The sequence below is a fragment of the Sphingobium sp. WTD-1 genome (assembly GCF_030128825.1).
Lineage (GTDB): Bacteria > Pseudomonadota > Alphaproteobacteria > Sphingomonadales > Sphingomonadaceae > Sphingobium.
The window spans coordinates 3,484,526-3,504,877 of record NZ_CP119127.1 but is presented as its reverse complement, the minus strand read 5'-3'; the positions used below and the strand labels follow the sequence as shown (position 1 = coordinate 3,504,877).

Genomic DNA, 20,352 nt, shown 5'->3' with positions numbered 1-20,352 from the left:
CAATGTGCGGAATTGCGGGCATCTTCCATCTCGAAACGGCCAAGCCGGTCGATCCTGCGCGGGTGCGCGCCATGCTGGACGTGATGCCGCATCGCGGCCCGGACGGCAGCGGCATCTGGACTGCACCGGGCGTAGGGCTCGGCCATCTGCGCCTGTCGATCATCGATCTTGGCGGCGGCGCCCAGCCGATGCTGACCGAGGATGAAAGCCTGGTCGTCACCTTCAACGGCGAAATCTACAATTTCGCCGAGGTCCGCGCCGAACTGGAGGCAAAGGGCCATGTCTTCCGCACCGACAGCGATACCGAAGTCATCCTCCATGGCTATCGCCAATGGGGCGAGGAGTGCGTCAGCCGCTTCAACGGCATGTTCGCCTTCGCCCTGTTCGACGCGCGCGCGCAGTCGCTCTGGCTGGTGCGCGACCGGCTGGGGGTAAAGCCGCTCCATTATGCCCCGCTGTCGGATGGCAGCCTGATCTTCGGATCGGAACTGAAGAGCCTGCTCGCGCACCCTTTGCTTCGCCGCGCGCCGGACCTGAGCGCGGTCGAGGATTATCTGGCCTATGGTTATGTCCCCGACGATGCCTGCATGGTCGCGGGCGTGCGCAAGCTGGGTGCGGGCGAGACATTGCGTCTGGTGCGCGGCCGTCCGCTGTCCAATCCCCAGCGTTACTGGGACATCAGCTTTGCCAATCGCAGCAAGGCCAAGCCGGAGGTGCTGGAGGAGGAACTGGTCGCTCTGATGCGTCAGGCGGTGCGCTCACGCATGGTGTCCGACGTGCCGCTCGGCGCCTTCCTGTCCGGCGGTGTCGACAGCAGCAGCGTCGTCGCGCTGATGGCGGAAGCGTCGAACCAGGCGGTCAAGACCTGCACCATCGGCTTCGATGTCGCCAGCCTCGACGAGACCGCCTATGCCGACCGGATCGCGCGGCGCTTCGCGACCGATCACCGCACGCGCATCGTATCACCCGATGATTATGGATTGGCCGACACGCTGGCCTTCCATTTCGACGAGCCCTTTGCCGATGCCTCCGCGCTGCCGACCTACCGGGTCTGCGAACTGGCGCGCGAGCAGGTGACGGTGGCCCTGTCCGGCGATGGCGCGGACGAGGCGTTCGCCGGCTATCGCCGCCACCGCTTCCAGATGCAGGGGGAAAGGCTGCGTGGCCTGATCCCCGCGTCGGTCCGCGAACCCTTGTTCGGCACGCTCGGCCGCTATTATCCCAAGGCCGACTGGGCGCCGCGCCCGTTGCGCGCCAAATCGACCTTCCTCGAACTGGCCGGCGACGGCGGGGAGGCCTATGCCGCCTCGGTCGGGGTCACGCCCCATGCCCTGCGCCAGCGTCTCTTCAGCCAGGACATGAAGAGCCGGCTGGGCGCCTATCGCGCCGAGGATCGCTATATCAAGGCGATGGCCAATGCCCCGGCGCGCGACCCGCTCGACCGCGCCCAATATGCCGATATCCGCATCTGGCTGCCCGGCGACATCCTGACCAAGAGCGACCGGATGAGCATGGCCGTCAGCCTAGAAGCGCGCGAACCGCTGCTCGACCATCGGCTGGTCGAATTTGCCGCGCGCCTGCCAGTCGCCCAGCGCATTCGCGGCAATAGCGGCAAGTACCTCATGAAGAAGGCGATGGAGCCCTTCCTGCCGCAGGATATCCTTTACCGCCCGAAAATGGGCTTCGTGACGCCGATCAGCGCCTGGTTCCGCGGCGCGCTGGCGGGTGAGGCGACGGCGGTCGCCGGCGGCTCTGCACTTGCCCGCACCGGCTGGTTCGACACGAAGATGCTGGCGAAAATCGCGGCCGACCATAAGGCCGGCATATCCGACCATGGCCGGCTGCTCTGGCAAATGGTGATGCTCGACAAGGCGCTCGGCCGGCTGTTCGGCGCGTGATCCCCTTGCAACCGGCCCCGCCCGGTGCCAACGGGACAGCATAATGATCATGCAGGGCGCCTCATTGACTGTCTCGAAGGAAATTGTGCGGCTGCGCCTCTATGCGCTGTGCCTGGCCGGCGACATGGCGGGGCTGTTCATCGCCTTCCTCCTCGCCAACTGGCTGGTCGTCGGCGCCTTCCTCGGCGAACCGGGCAAGCCCCATGGCCTGGTGATGCTCTCGATGGTCGCGCCGCTCTATGCGATCCTCGCGGTGCAGGGTGGAGCCTATGGCATCAACACGCTGGATCGCGTGCGCCGCGGCATCTTCCGCGCCCTGCTTGCGCTGGCGCAGGCGGCGCTGCTGATGTTGCTGATCGTCTATCTGGGCAAGATCGCCGAACAGCTGTCCCGTCTGACCTTCCTCACCGGCCTGCTGCTGGGTGCGGCGACGCTGGCGCTGGTGCGCCTGGCGGTCGCGCACCTGGCCGTCCGGTTGCTGGGCGACGTGCCGCACCTCACGGCCGTCATCATGGACGGGGTCGCGATCGAGACCGGCGCCCATATGGAGGTGATCCAGGCGGACGCCGCCAATCTCCATCCCGAACGCCATGACGCCGACATGGCCGCACGCCTGGCCGCTGCCGTCGGCATGGCGGAGCGCGTGATCGTCGCCTGTCCGCTCGAACGGATGGACGACTGGTCGGCGGCGCTCAAGTCGTTGTCGGCACGGGGCGAGATTGTCGTCCCGGAACTGCTGCGCTTCGCCCCCGCGCGGGTCGATGAGTTTGACGGCCAGCCGACGATCATCGTCGCCGGCGGCCCTCTGCAATTCCGCGATCGCCTGATCAAGCGGCTGTTCGACATCATCGTCGCGACCATCGCCACCATCGCGCTGTCGCCGGTCCTGATCGGCGCCGCGCTGGCGGTGAAGCTGACCAGCCCCGGCCCTATCCTGTTCCGCCAGCCGCGCATCGGCAAGGATGGACGGCCCTTCTCCATCTACAAATTCCGCTCGATGCGGACCGAAGCGAGCGACCACAAGGCTGCGACGCTGACCAGGCGCGACGATGATCGCGTGACGCGCGTCGGCGCCTTCCTGCGCAAGACCAGCATCGATGAACTGCCCCAGCTCTTCAACGTGCTGAACGGCGATATGAGCGTCGTCGGCCCGCGCCCCCATGCCGCCGCGGCCAAGGCGGGCGACAGCCTCTATTGGGAGGTCGACGCCCGCTATTGGGAACGGCATTGCATCAAGCCGGGCATGACCGGCTTGGCCCAAGTGCGCGGCCATCGCGGCGCGACCGACCATCATCAGGATCTGATCGACCGGCTCCAGTCGGATCTGGAATATGTCAGCGACTGGTCGATCTGGCGCGACCTGCGCATCATCGTCGCGACGCTGGGCGTGCTGGTCCATCACAAGGCCTATTGATGGTGACGAACCTGCTGCTCGCCCTTGTCCTGCTGGCGTCGCTGGTCGCCGTCGCCTGGCCCTTCTTCTTCTATCCGCTGATCCTGCGGATGCTGTCGACCCGTGGGGAAGCCCCCGTCGCCGGTCCGGTGCCCAGTGCCTCGCTGCTCTTCTGCGCCTATAATGAAGCCGGCGCTATGCCGGAAAAACTCGCCAATCTCGCCATGCTCAAGGGGCAGCATCCGGCCCTGGAAATCTTCGCCTTCGATGATGGATCGTCCGACGATACCGCCGCGCTGATCGCGGCGCAGGGCGATCTGGTCACTTTGCTGCGTGGTCCCGGCCGCAGCGGCAAGGCGCATGGCATGAAATTGCTCGCCGCCCGTGCGCGCGGCGACATACTGATCTTCACCGACGCCAATGTGCTGCTGGATGCCGACGCGATCGACAATCTGCTCGACCGTTATGCCGATCCCGATATTGGCGGCGTGCTCGGCTCGCTTCATTATCTGGGGGAGGGCGATAGCGCGACCGCGGCTGTCGGTTCGCTCTACTGGCGGATCGAGGAAAGGCTGAAGGACGAGGAGTCTCGCACCGGCAATGTGTTGGGCGCCGACGGCTCGATCTTCTCCATCCGCCGCAGCCTCTATCCGGAATTTCCCGATAGCGTGCTGGACGACCTCACCGTCTCCATGGCGGTGGTGTTCGCCGGCAAGCGGCTGGTGAAGGCGAAGGACGTAATCGCACGCGAGCGGCTGGTGACCGGGCGCAAGGACGAATATCGGCGCAAGGTGCGGATCGCCGCCCGCGCCTGGCACACGCACAGCCATTTGCGCCCGCAACTGCGCCGCATGGCCGCGATCGATCGGTTCAAATATGCCTCGCGCAAGATCGTGCGCTGGTTCGGCGGTGCCTTCATCCTGACCGGCGCGATCGCCGCAGGCGCGCTGGCGCTGCGCCTGTCGCCCATGCTCTACATGGCCGGCGCGATCGGCCTTGCGCTGCTCGCCTGGATCGGCCTGCGCTCGCGCGGCGGGCCGCTTGCCGCGCTGGTCGACATCATGATCGCCTATGCCGCGACCCTGCAGGGCGTGCTCAAGGCGATGCGCGGCCGCACCGTCACGATCTGGAATCCGGCCCAGTCGCGATAGTCTTTCGCGTTGATCCCCTCTCGCCAAAGCCGCGCCATATTGTATAGGCCGGAAGCTGATACCGAGCGGAGAATGGCGTGATTACTGTCCAGCGGGTGGCCAAGGCCGCCGGCAAGCATCTGACCAAATTGGGTCTCGACCTGCGCAAGGCGCTGGGCGCTTCCGCCAATCGCGGCTGCCCGGCCTGCGGCATGACGGTCGTCGGCTTCTTCCGCTATGGCGACAATGGCGAATGGGGCTGTCCCAATTGCAACGCGTCGCCGCGCGAGCGGCTGATGAACTATCTCCTCATGAAGGGGGTGCTGACCGTGCCGACCGATGGCGCGATCCTGCACATGGCCCCCAATGAGGGCAGCCTGGTCAAGCGCTTTTCTGAAGCCGCCGACTATGTCCCGGCCGATCTTGACCCCGCGCGCTATACCGTGCCCGGCATGCACAAGGTCGATCTGATGGCGTTGTCCGACAGCGATCGCTACGACCTCTTCTACGCCAGCCATGTGATGGAGCATGTGCCCGACGACATGGCCGTGCTGCGCAATATCCTGCGCGCGCTCAAACCCGGTGGCGAAGCCTGGCTGATCGTGCCGCTGTGGGACAAGCCGACCGAGGATGGCAGTTTCGACATCCCGCCGCGCGAGCGCGAGCGCCGCTTCGGCCAGTGGGATCATGTCCGCCAGTACGGCCTCGACTTTGCCGATCGCATCCGTGCCGCCGGCTTCGAGCTAGAGGAAATCGACGCGCGCGACATCGACGCCGACACGCGCCATTTCTATGCGCTTGATGATCGGCTGTTCCGCGCGCGCAAGCCGCTGGGAACTGCGACGCAGTGAGCATGCTCGCGCGGATGGAGGCATCCGCCCGCATCCTCGCGCTGGTCAAACTCGCCAATGTCGGGCTGGTGATGATCTGGGGCTTCGCTGTCACCTTCGTCTTCGTGCGGGTGCTGCCGCTGGCGGAGTTCCAGGCCTTCCTGCTGCTGGTCGCCTTCGGCAATTTCACCATCTCGGCGGAATTCGGCCTCACCAGCATCATCTATGCCCGCCTGCGCCGCTTCTGGCTGGGCAGCGATGAGGAGGCGGCCGATGGCGGCTTCCGGCTGGAGGAAATGGGTGTCCTCTTCCTCTTCCTGGGCCTGCTGATCGCCGGCGCGGTCGCGATCCTGCTCGGCGCGCTGGCGCTGGGCGGGCTGAATACGGCCATGCCGGCGCTGTTCCTGCTCTTCTTCCTCACCGCCTGCCTCAACCTGCCGGCTTTGCTCGCCAAGCGGGCGTTGGCGGCGATCGACGGCAATTTCCTGTGGGAAGGGCTGGACTGCGCCCGCCGCCTGGTAACGATCGGCCTGCTCGCGGCGATCCTGTTCGGGCTCGATCCGCGCCTGTCCGTCGCGCTGCAACTGGCGGTCAGCGTCGCGGTGATCGGCTATGCCATTGTCCATGTCCATCGCCGCCTTGGCATGCACCGAAACCACTGGTTCGCCTTCCGTGTCGGCGGCGGCCATGTGCGCCGCCATTATCTGCGCGATATCGGTGCGTCAGCGGCCTTCACCGTGTCGGATATCGTTGCCTATAACGCGCCCTATTTCACCATCGCCATGGCCACCAGCGACGCCCGGCCGATGCTGCTGTTCGACTTCTTCTTCAAGATGTCGCGCTCGCTATCGATGCTGGTGCGCGCGATGGTGGAGGCGGCCCTGCCGCGCATCACCCGCGCCTATCATGCCGGCGAAAGGGCGCGTGTGCGCCAACTCCTGACCCGCGCGCTCGGCGCTGCGCTCTTCTTCGCGCTCGCCGGCTCGGCGCTGCTGATGCTGATCGGCGGCTGGCTGTTCGACAAGCTGTTCGACGGCCGCGCCGCGATCGACCAGGCCGACCTTGGCCTCACCGCGCTGGCGCTGGTCGCGCTCTCGGTCATCTGCGTCTCGGTCTATGTCCAGGCCGCGCTCGGCCGCTTCGCCCATCTGCTCCAGCGCTCGCTGCCTTTCCTTGCCGGTTCGCTGCTCAGTGTACCGCTCGCCGGCGCGTTCTGGCCGGATCGCTTCGATCTCGGCTTCCTCGGCCTCTATGCCCTGACCCTGATGCTGGCCGCCGGCCTCCATCTCGTCTCGCTGCGCCGGCTGGTGCGCGCATGAAGATCGCCATGCTCGATCCGTCGCTCTTCACCGGGCGCTATGATGACGGGCTGTGCGCGGGCCTGGCGCAGGCGGGCGCGGGCGTGACCCTGCTCGGCCGACCGATGCGCGCCACCGATGCGATCATGCCGCAGGGTTATAGCTACGCCCCGCGCTTCTTCCGCCGCAGCGAGGCCCTGCGCGATCGGCTGGGGGAGGGGCGCGCCTTCCGCCTCGCCAAGGCGGCCGAATATGGCCTGACCTGCGCGCTCGGCAATCTCGACGCGATGACCGGCGCGGACGTCACCCATGTCCAGTGGCTGCCGCTGGCGCCGGCCGACCGGCTGATGCTCGATCGGCTCAAGGGGCTTACCGCGCTCGTCCACACCGTCCATAATGCCGATGCCTATCATGCCGACAGTGGCCTGCAGGGGCGCGGCTATCGCGCGCTGCTCGATCGGTTCGATGCGCTGATCGTCCATGGCGACACGACGCGCGCGGCGCTGGTCGGGCAGGGCGTCGATCCCGCCCGCATCCATGTGACGCCGCACCCGCCGATGCAGCTTGCGCCCGCCACCCCGGCGGACCTTGCGGCCATTCCCGCACCCGCCGCGCCCCGCATCCTCTTCTTCGGCACCATCCGCCCCTATAAGGGCGTCGACCTGCTGGTTGAGGCCTGCCTGTCGCTCTGGCGCGCAGGTCACCATTTTGAGCTGGTGCTGGCCGGCAAGCCCTTCATGGATGTCGCGCCGATCCTCGATCCGGTCCATGCCGCCGGCTTTGGCGACCGCCTCATCACCGATTTCGGCTTCCTCACCGAACCCCGGCTGGACGCGCACATGAGGAGGGCCGACCTGATGGTCTTTCCCTATCGCCATATCGATTCGAGCGGCGCCTTCCTGTCGGCGCTGCACCATGGCAAGGCGATGGTCACCTCCGACGCGGGCATGTTCGGTACTCTGCCGGACGGCGTCACCACGCGGGTTCCGGCGGGAAATGCGGCGGCGCTTGGCCAAGCCCTCTTGCCGCTGATCGAAAGCGCGGCCATCAGGCAGGCAGCGGGTGCGCGGGCGCGCACCTATGGAGACATTATGGGCAATTGGAAGGACATGGCCTTGGCGACGATGGATATTTACCGCCAGGTGCTGCGCGCATGAGCCGCTATGTCCGCGAATTGTCCGACCGTGCATTGGCCCTGCGCCTGGCGTTGGCCGGTCGTGTGCATCAATATCCCGAGATCCAGGCGCTCAAGCGCTTCCTGTCCGCCTTCGCCATCGACTGCCTGTTCGACGTCGGCGCCAATCGCGGCCAATATGCGACCATGGCGCGCAAGGATGCGGGCTTCGCCGGCACCATCCTCTCCTTCGAGCCGAACCCGGACGTCTTCGCCGAGCTGAGCAAGGCCGCCGCGTCGGACCGCAACTGGCATGTCTTCAACATGGCCCTGTCCGATTTTGACGGCACCGCCAGCTTCAACATCATGGCTGCGGACCAGTTTAGCTCCCTGAAGGCCCCCTCGGGCGCGCAGGATGCGATCTTCGCCGATCGCAACAAGGTGACGAAGACGGTCGAGATGCAATGCCGCCGGCTCGACAGCCTGCTGCCCGAACTGCGCGCCGCCCATGGCTTTGCCCGGCCCTTCCTCAAGATGGACACGCAGGGCCATGACCTGTCGGTCTGCGAAGGGGCGGGGAGCGTCATCGCCGACATGGCCGGCATCCAGACGGAACTCGGTGTGCGTCCCATCTATGAAGGCGGCACCGGCTATCGCGCGATGATCGACTGGCTGGAGGCGCACGCCTTCATCCCCTCCGCCTTCTTCGCCAACAACAAGGGCCATTTCCCGCTGCTGGTCGAAATGGACGGCATCTTCGTCAACAAGGCGCTGCTGGACAGCTGATGCCGGGGGGAATGCCCTTCGTCAGCGCGCGGCGCCTGTTCCTCGCCGGGGCGATCGGCCTCGCTTTGTGGCTGGGCGCGACCTTCCTGTGGCATGTGACCTGGCGTCAGGGTGTCAGCCTCGCCGTCATCCTGTTCCTGGATCAGGATTTTCCAGCGCTGATGATCGGCCTGTTCCTGCTGGCGCTGGCCGCGCCTTTTGCGGAAGGGATGGGCTTTCGCCTGCCACAACCGCGCGCACGGATCATCGTGCCGATCATCGTCCTGCTGGGGCTGGCCGCCTGGGCGGGCCATTATGCCCTGTTCCAGGATTATTCGGTCTCCCGCGATGAGGAGGTCGCGCGCTTTGCCGCTGCCTATATGCGTGAAGGCCTGTTCGCCCGACCGATCCCGGTCGAATGGGAACCTTATCGCCGGGCGATCATGCCCGAATTCTTCTCGCCCTTCGGCGCCGCCGACTATTGGACCGCCGCCTATCTGCCGGTGAACAGCGCGATCCAGGCCCTGTTCTGGCAGATGGGCGACCCCAATCTCGCCGGCCCGGTCTTGCTGGTGCTAGGCCTCTTCTCGCTATGGCGGGTGGCGCTCCATCTCTTCCCCGATCGGCCCGATGCCGTCTGGGTGACGATGCTGCTCGGCCTCTCCTCGGCCCAGCTCTGGGTCACGGCGATGACCCCTTATGCCATGACCGGCCATTTTGCATTGAACATGGTCTGGCTGGCGCTGGTGCTGCGCGGCGGCATTGCCGGCCACGTCTCGGCCGGCGTGGTCGCGCTGATCGCGGCGGGCCTGCATCAATGGCATTTCCCGCCCATCTTCATCGCCCCGTTCATCCTCTGGATGCTGCTGGCGCGGCGCTGGACGGTGGCCGCCTTTCACGCGCTGACCCTGGTCGCGATCGTCATCGTCTGGGCCAAGATCTGGCCCGGCTTCCTGCTCCATGCTTTGGGCGCGCCGACCGATGTGCGTCCCTCCGCCGGCGTCGCGGACAAGGTGGGCAGCCTGTTCCAGCGTCTGGGCGATCGCTGGCAACCGCTGGTCAATCTCAGCCGCTATGCCGCCTGGAACAATATATTGATGGTCCCGCTCGCGAGCCTGGGCGTGTTGGCGATGCGCTGGCGCGATGCGATCCGCGGGCGTGAGATCGCCCTGCCGCTGGCGCTAGGCTGCCTTGCCGGGTGCCTGCTGGCGCTGGCCCAGGGCTATGGCTGGGGCTTCCGCTATGCCCATGGCTTCATCGGCCCCTTCTGCCTGCTCGGTGGCCTTGGCTGGGCGCGCTTCCGGCCACAGGGCGCGATGCGGCCGATTTTCATCGGCTTCCTGGTGACGCTGCTGACCGCCGGCTTCCTGGTCTGGCGCACCCATGTGTTCGTCGAGCCCTATGCTGCCAGCCACCGGATGATCGACGCCTCGCGCGCGGACGTCGTGCTGGTGGATCCGCGCGGCGGCCTTTACGTCACCGATCTGGTGCGCGGCCGCAACGGCGTGCCGGGCAAGCCGATGGTGATGAACCTTGGCATGCTGACGCTCGATCAGGTGGACGAGCTGTGCAAGACCTATGTGGTCGAGCTGTTCGACCGCGCCGAATTCCGTCCGCTCGGCGTGCCGCTGGCGCGCTGGAACCTCGGGCGCATGGACACGCTGCGCGCCCATATGAAGCTGGCCGGTTGCGATCGCCCGGTCCAGCCGCCGCTGCCCGAGACGATCGACGACGCCATGAACGCCGCCGACAACGCCTTCTAGATACGATGGTCGTCATCGCGAGCGAAGCGTGGCGATCCATGGATTGCTTCGCTACGCTCGCAATGACGCAATGCGTTAGCTTGAAGGGCAAGTGAGGGGCATCACTGTCCCTTCACATAGACCCGCTTGCCGTTGATCCAGGTTTCCAGCACCTGCGTGCCGCGAATGTCGGTCGGGCTGGCCGTCTCGATATTGCGGTCGATCAGCAGGAAGTCCGCCCGCTGCCCCGGCACCAGGCTGCCGAATTTCTTCTCGGCAAAGCCGGCAAAGGCCGCCTGCCGGGTAAAGCCGTCCAGCGCCGCCTCGAAGCTCACCTTCTGCTCCGGCATCCAGCCGCCGGCCGGCTCGCCCTTGGCGTCCTGTCGCGACATGGCGGCAGCGATACCGGGGAAGGGATTGGGGCTTTCGACCGGCACGTCCGAACCGAATGCCAGCGGCACCTTATTGTCCAGCATCGCCTTCCAGGCATAGGCGCCCTTCAGCCGTGCCTCGCCCAGCCGCGCCGTCGCCATGCGCCAGTCCGACGTTTCATGCACGGGCTGCATCGACGCGATCGTGCCGTAGCGGGCAAAGCGCGGCAGGTCGGCCGGATCGATGATCTGGGCATGTTCGACGCGCCAGCGTCGGTCGCCGCTATAGGTGTCCGACATTTCCTGGATCGCGTCGAGTATCTCGCCATTGGCGGCGTCGCCGATCGCATGGACCGCGACCTGGAAATTGTCCATCGCCGCGCGGCTCATGATGTTGCGCAACTGGGTCGACGGGATCATCGGCAGGCCGCGCTGGCCCGGCGCATCGCTATAATCCGCCTTCAGCCAGGCACCGCGTGATCCCAGCGCGCCGTCCAGCAGCAGCTTGATCCCGCCCATGCGCAGATGATCGTCATACAGCCAGGGCGTGGGTTCCGGCCCGGCGATCAGCACCATATTGTCGAGGCCATAGGCATAGGACATGATCCGCACGCGCAGCGCGCCGCGGTCGGCCGACCGGCGGAAGGCCTGCCAATCCTCGATGCTGGTGCCCATGTCGGCAATGCCGGTGATGCCCACCGCCAGCAGCGCGCGCTGCGCCTTTTCCAGCGCATTGTCGCGATCCTTGGGGGCAGGGGCGGGCACCACCTTCTGGATCAGGTCCATCGCCTTGTCGACGAAGACGCCTGCCGGCTTGCCCGCAGCCATCTCGATCCGCCCGCCAGCCGGCGCCTTGGTCGTGGCGCTGACGCCGGCCGCGCGGATCGCGGCGCTGTTGGCCCAGCCGGCATGGCCATCGACCCGCTCCAGCCAGACCGGAATGTCGCCCACGGCCGCGTCCAGTTCGGCGGCAGTCGGGAACCGGCCCAGCCCCCATGTCTCCTGGTTCCAGCCGGTGCCGATGATCCATTTGCGGCCGGTATTTTCCTGGGCATAGGCGCGGATCTTCGCCTGCGCCTCGGCCAGCGATTTCGTGTCGGACAGGTCCAGCGTGATCAGCGACAGGCCAAGCCCCATGACATGGCCATGCGCATCGATCAGGCCGGGGATCAGCGTCTTGCCGCCCGCGTCCAGCTTGAAGCTCGGTCCCTTGGGCCGTTCGGGCCAGGGCTGGCCGCGCTTGGGCTTCTTGGGCTTATATTCGGGTTCCTGATAACGGCCCTGGATCAGCTTCTCGACCTTGCCCTCATCGTCGATCATCAGCGCGCCGAAATGGACGATCTTGCCATCCGGTCCGATGGCGATGCCGTTCACATTGTCGATCACGCCCGATGCATGGGCCGGCATCGGCAGAGCAAGCGCGGCGATCGCCGCCAGCATCATCTTCCTCATGCGCGGGTGATCCGCCGCACCAGCGCGCTGGTGTCCTGTCGGTGGCCGCCCATCGCCTGCACGTCGGCGTAATATTGATCGACCATCGCCGTCATCGGCAAGGTCGCACCATTGGCCCGCGCTTCCTCCAGCGCCAGCCCCAGATCCTTGCGCATCCAGTCCACCGCAAACCCGAAATCGAAACTGTCCTGCGCCATCGTCTTCCATCTATTGTCCATCTGCCAGCTTTGCGCTGCGCCCCCCGAAATCGCCTCGAACACCTTGTCCAGGTCCAGTTCCGCCGCCTGGGCAAAGCGCATCGCTTCGGCCAGGCCCTGCAGAACGCCGCCGATGCAGATCTGGTTCACCATCTTCGTCGTCTGGCCCGCACCGGCCTTGCCGACATGGACGATGCGCGCGGCATAGGCCTGCATCACGATCGTCGCGGCCGCCACTGCCGGGGCGGACCCGCCGCACATGATCGACAGCCGGCCATTTTCGGCGCCCGCCTGTCCGCCCGACACCGGCGCATCGACGCAGTGCAGGCCCAGGCTCTCGCCCTCGACGGACAATTGCCGCGCGATCCGCGCCGACACGGTCGTATGGTCGATGAACAGGCCGCCCGGCTTCATCGTGCGGAACGCGCCTTCGCGCCCCAGCGTGATCTGGCTCAGGTCATCGTCGGTGCCGACGCAGCTGATGACGATGTCGGCCTCCTCGGCAGCCTTGGCCGGGCTGATCGCGACCTCGCCGCCATAGGCCTCGGCCCAGCTCTTGGCCTTGCCGATCGATCGATTGTAGACGGTCAGATGATGCCCCGCCTTGGCCAGATGCCCCGCGATCGGGCCGCCCATGACCCCCAGGCCGATAAACGCGATATTAGCCATAAGCCTCGTACATTTCGTGCGTGCAACCAAGCCATAGGGCCAGTTTTCGGCAAGTGCCAGTTTCTTCACCGGCAATTTTGCGTTAGGGCGCTGCGCCATGAACACGCTGAGCAAGATAGAGGGCGCCCTGCCGCTGCCCGTCACCGTCGATGACATCCTTGCGGCCCGGACACGCATTTCCGGGTCGATCGTCAAGACGCCGACGCTCATTAGCCAGACCTTCTCGCAAATGCTTGGCTGCAACGTCTATCTGAAGTTCGAAAATCTCCAGTTCACCGCCGCCTACAAGGAACGCGGTGCGCTCAATCGCCTGCTGCAACTCGATGAAGCGGCCAAGGCCAAGGGCGTGATCGGCGCCTCGGCCGGCAACCATGCGCAGGGGCTTGCCTATCATGGCAAGCGCCTTGGCGTGCCCGTCACCATCGTCATGCCGACCACCACGCCGATCGTGAAGGTCACCCAGACCCAGGGGCATGGCGCCACCGTCGTCCAATATGGCGAGAAGTTCGATGACGCCTATGCCCATGCCCGCAAGCTGGAGGTGGAGCAGGGCCTGACCTTCATCCATCCGTTCGACGAGCCCGACATCATCGCCGGCCAGGGCACGGTCGGTCTGGAAATGCTGGAGGATGCGCCACAGATCGACACGCTGATCATACCGATCGGCGGCGGCGGCCTCTTCTCGGGCATCGCCACCGCGGCGCGCGCGATGAAGCCCGATATCCGCCTGATCGGCGTCCAGGCGGAGCTGTATCCGTCGATGTATGATTTCATCAAGGGCGCGGACCTCGCCTGCGACGGCGACACGCTGGCCGAGGGTATTGCGGTGAAGCAGCCGGGCGAACTCACCCGCCGCTTCGTCGAGCGTCTGGCCGACGATGTGCTGCTGGTCACCGAACGCCGGTTGGAGGAGGCCGTCAGCCTGCTGCTCCAGATCGAGAAGACGGTGGTGGAGGGGGCCGGTGCCGCCGGCCTCGCCGCTCTGCTCAGCTATCGCGAGCAGTTCGCCGGTCGCAATGTCGGCCTGATCCTGACCGGCGGCAATATCGACACCCGCCTGCTCGCCAATGTGCTGCTGCGCGATCTCGCCCGCTCGGGCCGTCTCGCCCGCCTGCGCATCATCCTGCAGGATCGGCCCGGCGCGCTGTTCCATGTCGCCCGCATCTTCGATCAGGAAGCGGTCAACATCCTGGAACTGTCGCACCAGCGCATCTTCACCAATCTGCCGGCCAAGGGGCTCAGCCTCGACGTCGAGTGCGAGACCCGCGATGGCGCCCATCTCCAGCGGCTGATCACGGCGCTGGGCGCGGCCGGGTACGAGGTCGCGCCGATCGAGGTTGCCTGATTTTGGGACATGCTTAACCATCGGTAAAAATTTCGTGGTAAATGACCTTTTCATGGTTGGGCCGGGACGGCATAGTCCGACCATGAAAAGGCAAATTCGCATGACTGAATCGGGGGGAGAGGCATGAGCGCACCATTCCGCTTTCCGCGTTTCTTCGTGACGAACCCCAGCCCTTGCCCCTATCTGCCGGGCAAGAGCGAGCGGAAGGTCTTCACCGAACTCAACGGCGACAATGCCTCGGAACTCAATGATGCGCTCGGCCGCATCGGTTTCCGCCGCAGCCAGAATGTCGCCTATCGCCCCAGCTGCGCCGATTGCTCGGCCTGCGTGTCGGTCCGCGTCGTCGCGCAGGAGTTCAAGCCCAACGCGACCCAGCGCAAGCTGATCCGCCGCAACAGCGACCTTGTCGTCACCGCCTGCAAGCCCTGGTCGACCGAGGAGCAGTTCGAACTGCTCCAGCGCTATCTGCGCGCGCGGCATCCCGGCGGCGGCATGACCGAAATGGACGAGATGGACTTTGCCGACATGGTCGAACAGACCCCGGTCGAAAGCCATGTCGTCGAATATCGCCTGCCCGGCGAGGATGGCCGCCCCGGCAAGCTGGTCGGCGCCTGCCTGACCGATCGCCAGGGTGACGGCCTGTCGATGATCTACAGCTTCTTCGACACCGAACTGGAAGATCGTCCGGGTCTCGGCAACTTCATCATCATGGATCATATCCAGCGCGCAGCCCGTGCGGGCCTCGCTTATGTGTATCTGGGCTATTGGGTCGATGGCTCGCAGCGGATGCAGTACAAGATCCGCTATCGTCCGCTCGAAAAGCTCAGCCGCGCCGGCTGGGTCCGCTTCGATCCGGAGGAGCAGGCGCAGGCGATCCGGGTCGTCATGCCGCGGGACGAGCCGCCGCTGCCGGTCGAACTGGCCGCCATCCTGCGCCGCTGACGGGGCAATTTCTGTAATTTACAGATTCCCGGTCATTCCGGTTACGTGCAGGCTTGTTTAAGCTTTTCCTGCATCATCGCTGCCATGACGAACAGGGCGGCACGGCAATCGGGGATGGGCGATGGATCGCTTCGCTGATCGGCGCTTTGCCGATGGCGCCCGCGAACTTGGCGGGCCAGCGGCCCATATGCCGTCCGGCGCCCATGTCGCGCACAGGGCATTATCGTCCAAGATCAAGCATGTACGCCCACCGGTCATTCACTGGTTCGCGGATTGTCGCGGTCGCCTGCTGACCTACTGGGTCGAGGGCGAGGTGCGGGGCGGGGGGCTTCGCATGGGGCTGATGCGCCATGGCTGGCGCAAGGGCTTTGATTCGGTCGATATCGGGATCATCATACGGGCCGCCGCCGCGTCGTCGCAGCCGGAACCGCTGGTCGTTCGCCTGCGTTGCGCAGATGGCGCAAGCCGCTGGTGCCTGCTCCGCATGACGCGGCAGGCAATGCCCGCAGGGGCATGGCGCTGGTATGGAACGGTCGAGGATATGCATGATCGTCGCGACAAACAGGCTGAACTGCTGGAAACCGCGCTGGCGGAAAGTCGCGAACATCATCGCTGGTCGGTAGAGCTCAGTCCTCAGGTTCCCTGGACGGCCACCCCCGATGGCGCGATTGAGGAGGTCGGGCCGCGCTGGCGCGATCTGACCGGCAGCTCGCCCGAACAGGCGATGGGGGGCGGCTGGATCAACGCCCTGCATCCTGACGACATGGACCGGACCCTGGCGCTATGGCGCGAACGGCTCCAGTCGGGCGATCCGGTCGATGTCGATTATCGCCTGCGCCTGCGCGATGGCAGCTATCGCTGGATGCGCGCCCGCGCGGCCGCCCGGCGCGATGGCAAGGGCGCGATCATCCGCTGGTATGGCACGCTGGAGGATATCCATAATCAGAAGCTGGCGCAGCAGGCGGTGGCCGAGAGCGAGGAGCATTTCCGCCTCGCGGTGCAGTCGGCGCGGCTCGGCATCTGGGACTATGACGCACGGTCGGGCCAGCGTAGCTGGTCGGCGGAATTCCGGGCGATGCTGGGCCTGACGGCGGACGCGCCGGCGACCACCGAACTGGCCCTGTCGCTGGTGCATCCCGATGATCGCCACAAGCTCAAGGCGATGATGGACGGCGTTGCCGCCAATGTCCTGCCGCCGCATTTCGAGGCGACCCTGCGCGTCCATCGCGCCGACAATGGCGCGCTGCGCTGGATTCGCAGCACCGGCTGGGCGACGCGCACCGAAGTCGGCCAGTTGCGCCGGATCATCGTCACCTTCCTCGACGTCACCGAACAGCGCGATGCGGAAGAACGTATCCGCTGGGCTGCCACCCACGATCCGATGACGCGGCTGCCCAACCGGACATTGTGGCAGGGCGTGCTGGAGGAACTGGCGGATCAGGCGCGCCCGACCGGCGCGGGCTTCGGCCTGATGCTGTTCGACATTGATGATCTCAAGCGGATCAACGATTCGCTCGGCCATGACGCGGGCGATGCGCTGCTCTGCGGCTTTGCCGAGCGTCTGGCTGCGGCGGCGCCGTCCGATGCGGTGGTCGGGCGCCTGGGCGGCGACGAATTCGGCCTGATCGCTGCCTCGCTGGTGGATAGTGCGACCGTGCAGGCCTGCAGCCAGGCGATATTGGACAAGATGCGGGTGCCCTTCGCCTATCAGGGGCAATTGCTCGAAGCCGGTGTCAGTGTCGGGGGCGCCGTGTTCGGCGAACATGGCGATGATGCGCACGAACTGTTCAAGGCCGCCGACCTGGCGCTCTATGCGTCGAAGGCGAGCGGTCGCAGCCGGCTCACCATGTTCCATTCCCAGTTGCGCGCCGACGCGCAGCAGCGCAGTTCGATGATCCACATGGCGCGTCAGGTGATCGCCGAGCGACTGGTCGAACCCTATTATCAGCCCAAGGTCGACATGCGCAGCGGGCAGGTGCTGGGCTATGAGGCGTTGCTGCGCTGGCAGCATCCCCGGCTTGGGGTGCAGGCGCCTGCCACCATCGCCGCCGCCTTCGAGCATGGCGAACTGGCCATCCGTCTGACTGACCTCATGCTTGATGCGGTGCTGCACGACATGGCGACATGGCTCCGGATGGGCTTCGATCCCGGCCGGGTGGCGGTCAATGCCTCGGCGGCGGATCTGCTCCAGGCCGATTTCGCCGATCATGTCCTGGCCCGGCTGGATCAGCATGGCGTGCCGGCACAGAATTTCGAGATCGAGGTGACCGAGTCGGTCTTCCTTGGCCGCGGCGCCGATCAGGTCGCGCGCGCGCTTGATCGGTTCGCGCGCGGCGGGGTGCGCATCGCCCTCGACGATTTCGGCACCGGCTTCGCCTCGCTCAGCCACCTCAAGCAATATCCGGTCAATGTGCTGAAGATCGACCGCAGCTTCGTCAGCCATGTCGACAGCGATGCCGGCGACGCCGCCATTGTCGACGCCGTCATCAAGCTCGGAAGCAGCTTCCGGATGGAGGTGGTGGCCGAAGGCGTGGAGACCGCCGAACAGGCCGCTTTGCTGCTCCAGCACGGCTGCCATATCGCGCAGGGCTATCATTATGGCCGGCCGCAGCCCGCCGCATCGGTCCTCGCCGCGCGCGGCGCGGCGCCTATCGCGCCGAAAAAGTGACCGCCTCTATCTTGTTGCCGTCGGGGTCGCGCACGAACGCACCATAATAATGATCGTCATATTGCGGCCGCACGCCCGGCGGCCCGGCATCGCTGCCGCCCAGTTCCAGCGCCAGCCGATGAAATCCGTCGACCGCGCCGCGATCGGCGGCGACGAAGCAGATATGGATGCCGTTGCCCGCGCTCGCGGGCGCGCCATCGACCGGCGTCTCGACGCTGAACACCACGTCGGTCACGCCATAGTCGAGCGAATGGGGATGGTCGCGCAGGCTGCGATAGCCCAGCAGCGCCATCAGCGGGTCGTAGAAGGCCCGCGCCCGCGCCACATCATTGGTGCCCACCGATACATGATGCAGCATAGCGCCACTCCCGTCATCTGATCCCGCCCGTCAACGCACCAACCCATGGTTGCGGTTCCAGACGGCTCAGCGCGGCGCCGCCTCGGTCGCGTAGCGAGTCGTCGCCTGGGTCGTGCCGTCGGGATTGATGATGATGGTCGTCACCAGCGGCGGCGGATAATAGAAGCCGCCCGAAATATAGCCGCCCGGCGGCAGGCCGGGCACCGGCGGAGCGGCCGACACGACGGTCGTGGCCGCCGGCTGGTTCGACCAGTGCGTGCCGCTCGTCGCCGCCACCGATGCTGGCGGAGGCATCGGAGCCGCCGCAACAGTCGTCACCGTCGGCGCGCTCGGGCTGACGGCGCTGCTGGCATAGGCGGGCGCATCATAATCCACGCCGGGGCGGCTGGACGGGGCGGGCTGCGGCGTAGGCTGCGGCGCGGGGCTATAGGTCACCATGTCGTCGGGCGCACTATAGCCGGCCTCGCCACCGGAACTGGCGATGACGGCCGGCTGCGCCGCACCCTCTTCATAGCCGCCCTCATAGCGCGACCAGTCGATGCCGCTGCGCACGTCGCGCACCCGGCCATATTGGTCGGTCATCACCGCATCGTCATAATAGCGCGACCAGCCATAGCCGCTGGTCGGTGCCGGCAGGCCATAGGCGCCATAATTGGCGATGAAGAAGCGTGGATGGACCCAGTAGGCGGGCAGGGCAAAGCCCACGCGCGGCTGCTGATAGCTTTGCCAGCCGCCCGGCGCCGCCCAACCGGCATACCAGCGCCCGTCATAGCGCGGCCCCCAGCGATGGGCAGTGGCGGTCGTTGTCGTCGCCGTGGTGGTGGTGCGGACCACGCTCGTGCCGGATGCGACCGGTGCCTGCGCGGCAACCGGTCCCGCAAGGCTGGCGATCAGCGCTATGGCGCTGCTGGCAGAGAAAAAGCGCGCGGCCATCATCATGCTCCCTGTTCCTGCAGGGGCGTCGGGCCGCCCGCACGGTCATCATGCTAACGCGGAAATTAGCATGACGATCCGTGCAACGCCATGTTCGGCTTATGAAATCCTGTCCCGGAACGGGGCAGGGCGGCGATCAGCCAATGCGGCCGGCGACCCGCGCGACCAGTTCTTCCAGCCCCTGCTGGTCGGCACTGTCGAACCGGGCGGGGCGGGGGCTGTCCAGGTCCAGCACGCCGATCAGCCGGCCGTCATGCACCACCGGCACGACGATCTCGGACGCGCTCGCCGCGTCGCAGGCGATATGGCCGGGAAAGGCATGGACATCGGCCACCAGCTGCGTCTCGCGCGTCTGCGCCGCGGTGCCGCACACGCCGCGGCCCAACGGGATGCGGATGCAGGCCGCCTTGCCCTGAAAAGGCCCCAGCACCAGTTCATCCTCGACCATGCGATAGAAGCCGGCCCAGTTAAGGTCGGGCAGGAACTGCCAGATCAGCGCCGACAGGTTCGCCATATTGGCGACCGCATCGGGTTCGTCGCGGGTCAGCGCATCGGCAGCGGACAGAAGATCGGCGTAAAGCGTCGCCTTGTCGGCGTCGGCAGCGGGGGCGAAATCATACATGGGGACGCATATAGGATGGCGCATGCACCCCTGCCTAGAGGGGCAGATGATTAAGCGGAGTTTAAGGCAACGGCCTTATGCCGCCCCGTGATGCTTGCTGTCCTTCATCATTTGCGGTCCAGCGCCCTTGTCCGTTTTGCGATCAGCGGTGGCGGCGTGGCGGTCGTTGCCGTTGCAACCTATTATCTGTGTGCCGTTTCCATCGGAATGGCACCGCTCGCCGCCAATCTGGTCGCCTATCTCATCCAGTTGATGCTGAGCTATGAAGCGCATCGCCGGTTCAGTTTTCGACAGGAGCGGGCTGACCGGAAGAGCATCGCTGGCTACTGCATCCTGTCCCTGGGGGCGCTTGGCCTCAATTCCCTGTGGGTCTGGCTGCTAACCGATGTGGCGGGGCAGGCGCGCTGGACGCCGATCATGCCGATGGTGGCGGTGACGCCGCTTGTCACCTTCGCGATTGCCCGGCGCTGGATATTCATTTCGGCGCGCGCGCCGATTTGACCCTTCGTTAACCATATGGACCTAGTGCCAAAGCCGAGCGGTAAGGATCGCGAGGGGCAGGCATTGGTGAACATCGGAAACAACAGGAACAGAACGCCCTTTCTTCTTTACGGAGTGCTGTTCT

Annotated in this window: 17 protein-coding genes; 12 read left to right on the top strand and 5 right to left on the bottom strand. The window is 66.0% G+C overall.

Annotated features, from left to right (window positions below; all coding sequences use genetic code 11):
* The first annotated feature begins 2 nt into the window (after nt 1–2).
* The 8 genes from N6H05_RS17315 (at nt 3) to N6H05_RS17280 (ending at nt 10,191) form a co-directional block, all read left to right on the top strand.
* Complete coding sequence (locus N6H05_RS17315; RefSeq protein WP_284110819.1) at nt 3–1,898, top strand: XrtA/PEP-CTERM system amidotransferase; 1,896 nt, start codon at nt 3–5, stop codon at nt 1,896–1,898.
* Nucleotides 1,899–1,941: 43 nt separating this feature from the next.
* The gene (locus N6H05_RS17310; RefSeq protein ID WP_284110818.1) at nt 1,942–3,312 is read left to right on the top strand and encodes a sugar transferase; all 1,371 of its coding nucleotides are present in this window, start codon (nt 1,942–1,944) and stop codon (nt 3,310–3,312) included.
* A complete protein-coding gene (locus N6H05_RS17305) occupies nt 3,312–4,442 on the top strand; it encodes a glycosyltransferase (protein ID WP_502958940.1) in 1,131 nt (376 codons plus the stop codon). Before N6H05_RS17310 ends, N6H05_RS17305 begins: the two co-directional genes overlap by 1 nt.
* A gap of 77 nt (nt 4,443–4,519) precedes the next feature.
* A complete protein-coding gene (locus N6H05_RS17300; RefSeq protein WP_284110817.1) occupies nt 4,520–5,272 on the top strand; it encodes a class I SAM-dependent methyltransferase in 753 nt (250 codons plus the stop codon).
* A 14-nt stretch (nt 5,273–5,286) separates the two neighbouring features.
* On the top strand, nt 5,287–6,570 hold the full coding sequence (locus N6H05_RS17295) for a hypothetical protein (RefSeq protein WP_284114257.1): 1,284 nt from the start codon (nt 5,287–5,289) through the stop codon (nt 6,568–6,570).
* Nucleotides 6,567–7,706, top strand: coding sequence for a glycosyltransferase family 4 protein (locus N6H05_RS17290; RefSeq protein ID WP_284110815.1), 1,140 nt, complete (start codon nt 6,567–6,569; stop codon nt 7,704–7,706). The genes N6H05_RS17295 and N6H05_RS17290 overlap by 4 nt, the downstream gene beginning before the upstream one ends.
* On the top strand, nt 7,703–8,449 hold the full coding sequence (locus N6H05_RS17285) for an FkbM family methyltransferase (RefSeq protein WP_284110813.1): 747 nt from the start codon (nt 7,703–7,705) through the stop codon (nt 8,447–8,449). The genes N6H05_RS17290 and N6H05_RS17285 overlap by 4 nt, the downstream gene beginning before the upstream one ends.
* A complete protein-coding gene (locus N6H05_RS17280) occupies nt 8,449–10,191 on the top strand; it encodes an MFS transporter (protein WP_284110811.1) in 1,743 nt (580 codons plus the stop codon). The genes N6H05_RS17285 and N6H05_RS17280 overlap by 1 nt, the downstream gene beginning before the upstream one ends.
* Before the next feature lie 101 nt (nt 10,192–10,292).
* Here N6H05_RS17280 and N6H05_RS17275 read toward each other — a convergent pair whose 3' ends face one another.
* Complete coding sequence (locus N6H05_RS17275; protein WP_284114256.1) at nt 10,293–11,981, bottom strand: amidohydrolase; 1,689 nt, start codon at nt 11,979–11,981, stop codon at nt 10,293–10,295.
* A gap of 8 nt (nt 11,982–11,989) precedes the next feature.
* Complete coding sequence (locus tag N6H05_RS17270) at nt 11,990–12,859, bottom strand: NAD(P)-dependent oxidoreductase (RefSeq protein WP_284110810.1); 870 nt, start codon at nt 12,857–12,859, stop codon at nt 11,990–11,992.
* Nucleotides 12,860–12,956: 97 nt separating this feature from the next.
* Here N6H05_RS17270 and N6H05_RS17265 point away from each other — a divergent pair, with 97 nt between their 5' ends.
* The 3 genes from N6H05_RS17265 to N6H05_RS17255 all read left to right on the top strand — a co-directional run bounded on the left by N6H05_RS17265 (nt 12,957) and on the right by N6H05_RS17255 (nt 17,814).
* Nucleotides 12,957–14,204, top strand: coding sequence for a threonine ammonia-lyase (locus tag N6H05_RS17265; protein ID WP_004212176.1), 1,248 nt, complete (start codon nt 12,957–12,959; stop codon nt 14,202–14,204).
* A 123-nt stretch (nt 14,205–14,327) separates the two neighbouring features.
* Nucleotides 14,328–15,146 (top strand): arginyltransferase, encoded by an 819-nt coding sequence (locus N6H05_RS17260; RefSeq protein ID WP_004212177.1) that lies wholly within the window; start codon nt 14,328–14,330, stop codon nt 15,144–15,146.
* Between the two features lie 121 nt (nt 15,147–15,267).
* A complete protein-coding gene (locus tag N6H05_RS17255; RefSeq protein ID WP_284110808.1) occupies nt 15,268–17,814 on the top strand; it encodes a sensor domain-containing protein in 2,547 nt (848 codons plus the stop codon).
* Here N6H05_RS17255 and N6H05_RS17250 read toward each other — a convergent pair.
* From N6H05_RS17250 to msrC, 3 genes are all read right to left on the bottom strand, one after another.
* The gene (locus N6H05_RS17250; RefSeq protein ID WP_004212180.1) at nt 17,795–18,172 is read right to left on the bottom strand and encodes a VOC family protein; all 378 of its coding nucleotides are present in this window, start codon (nt 18,170–18,172) and stop codon (nt 17,795–17,797) included. The two genes, N6H05_RS17255 and N6H05_RS17250, sit on opposite strands and share 20 nt — an antisense overlap.
* A 66-nt stretch (nt 18,173–18,238) precedes the next feature.
* Nucleotides 18,239–19,111 (bottom strand): RcnB family protein, encoded by an 873-nt coding sequence (locus N6H05_RS17245; protein ID WP_284110807.1) that lies wholly within the window; start codon nt 19,109–19,111, stop codon nt 18,239–18,241.
* 130 nt (nt 19,112–19,241) lie between these two features.
* Nucleotides 19,242–19,727, bottom strand: a complete 486-nt coding sequence (msrC, locus tag N6H05_RS17240; RefSeq protein ID WP_270093055.1) for a free L-methionine (R)-S-oxide reductase MsrC — start codon at nt 19,725–19,727, stop codon at nt 19,242–19,244.
* 90 nt (nt 19,728–19,817) lie between these two features.
* Here msrC and N6H05_RS17235 point away from each other — a divergent pair, with 90 nt between their 5' ends.
* The gene (locus N6H05_RS17235; RefSeq protein WP_284110804.1) at nt 19,818–20,228 is read left to right on the top strand and encodes a GtrA family protein; all 411 of its coding nucleotides are present in this window, start codon (nt 19,818–19,820) and stop codon (nt 20,226–20,228) included.
* The last annotated feature ends 124 nt before the right edge of the window (nt 20,229–20,352 follow it).

Coding starts and splice junctions, on each gene's coding strand:
- N6H05_RS17315 (WP_284110819.1), top strand. CDS start 3: ATGTGCGGAATTGCGGGCATCTTCCATCTCGAAACGGCCAAGCCGGTC.
- N6H05_RS17310 (WP_284110818.1), top strand. CDS start 1,942: ATGATCATGCAGGGCGCCTCATTGACTGTCTCGAAGGAAATTGTGCGG.
- N6H05_RS17305 (WP_502958940.1), top strand. CDS start 3,312: ATGGTGACGAACCTGCTGCTCGCCCTTGTCCTGCTGGCGTCGCTGGTC.
- N6H05_RS17295 (WP_284114257.1), top strand. CDS start 5,287: ATGGAGGCATCCGCCCGCATCCTCGCGCTGGTCAAACTCGCCAATGTC.
- N6H05_RS17290 (WP_284110815.1), top strand. CDS start 6,567: ATGAAGATCGCCATGCTCGATCCGTCGCTCTTCACCGGGCGCTATGAT.
- N6H05_RS17285 (WP_284110813.1), top strand. CDS start 7,703: ATGAGCCGCTATGTCCGCGAATTGTCCGACCGTGCATTGGCCCTGCGC.
- N6H05_RS17280 (WP_284110811.1), top strand. CDS start 8,449: ATGCCGGGGGGAATGCCCTTCGTCAGCGCGCGGCGCCTGTTCCTCGCC.
- N6H05_RS17275 (WP_284114256.1), bottom strand. CDS start 11,981: ATGCTGGCGGCGATCGCCGCGCTTGCTCTGCCGATGCCGGCCCATGCA.
- N6H05_RS17270 (WP_284110810.1), bottom strand. CDS start 12,859: ATGGCTAATATCGCGTTTATCGGCCTGGGGGTCATGGGCGGCCCGATC.
- N6H05_RS17265 (WP_004212176.1), top strand. CDS start 12,957: ATGAACACGCTGAGCAAGATAGAGGGCGCCCTGCCGCTGCCCGTCACC.
- N6H05_RS17260 (WP_004212177.1), top strand. CDS start 14,328: ATGAGCGCACCATTCCGCTTTCCGCGTTTCTTCGTGACGAACCCCAGC.
- N6H05_RS17255 (WP_284110808.1), top strand. CDS start 15,268: ATGGATCGCTTCGCTGATCGGCGCTTTGCCGATGGCGCCCGCGAACTT.
- N6H05_RS17250 (WP_004212180.1), bottom strand. CDS start 18,172: ATGCTGCATCATGTATCGGTGGGCACCAATGATGTGGCGCGGGCGCGG.
- N6H05_RS17245 (WP_284110807.1), bottom strand. CDS start 19,111: ATGATGATGGCCGCGCGCTTTTTCTCTGCCAGCAGCGCCATAGCGCTG.
- msrC (WP_270093055.1), bottom strand. CDS start 19,727: ATGTATGATTTCGCCCCCGCTGCCGACGCCGACAAGGCGACGCTTTAC.
- N6H05_RS17235 (WP_284110804.1), top strand. CDS start 19,818: ATGCTTGCTGTCCTTCATCATTTGCGGTCCAGCGCCCTTGTCCGTTTT.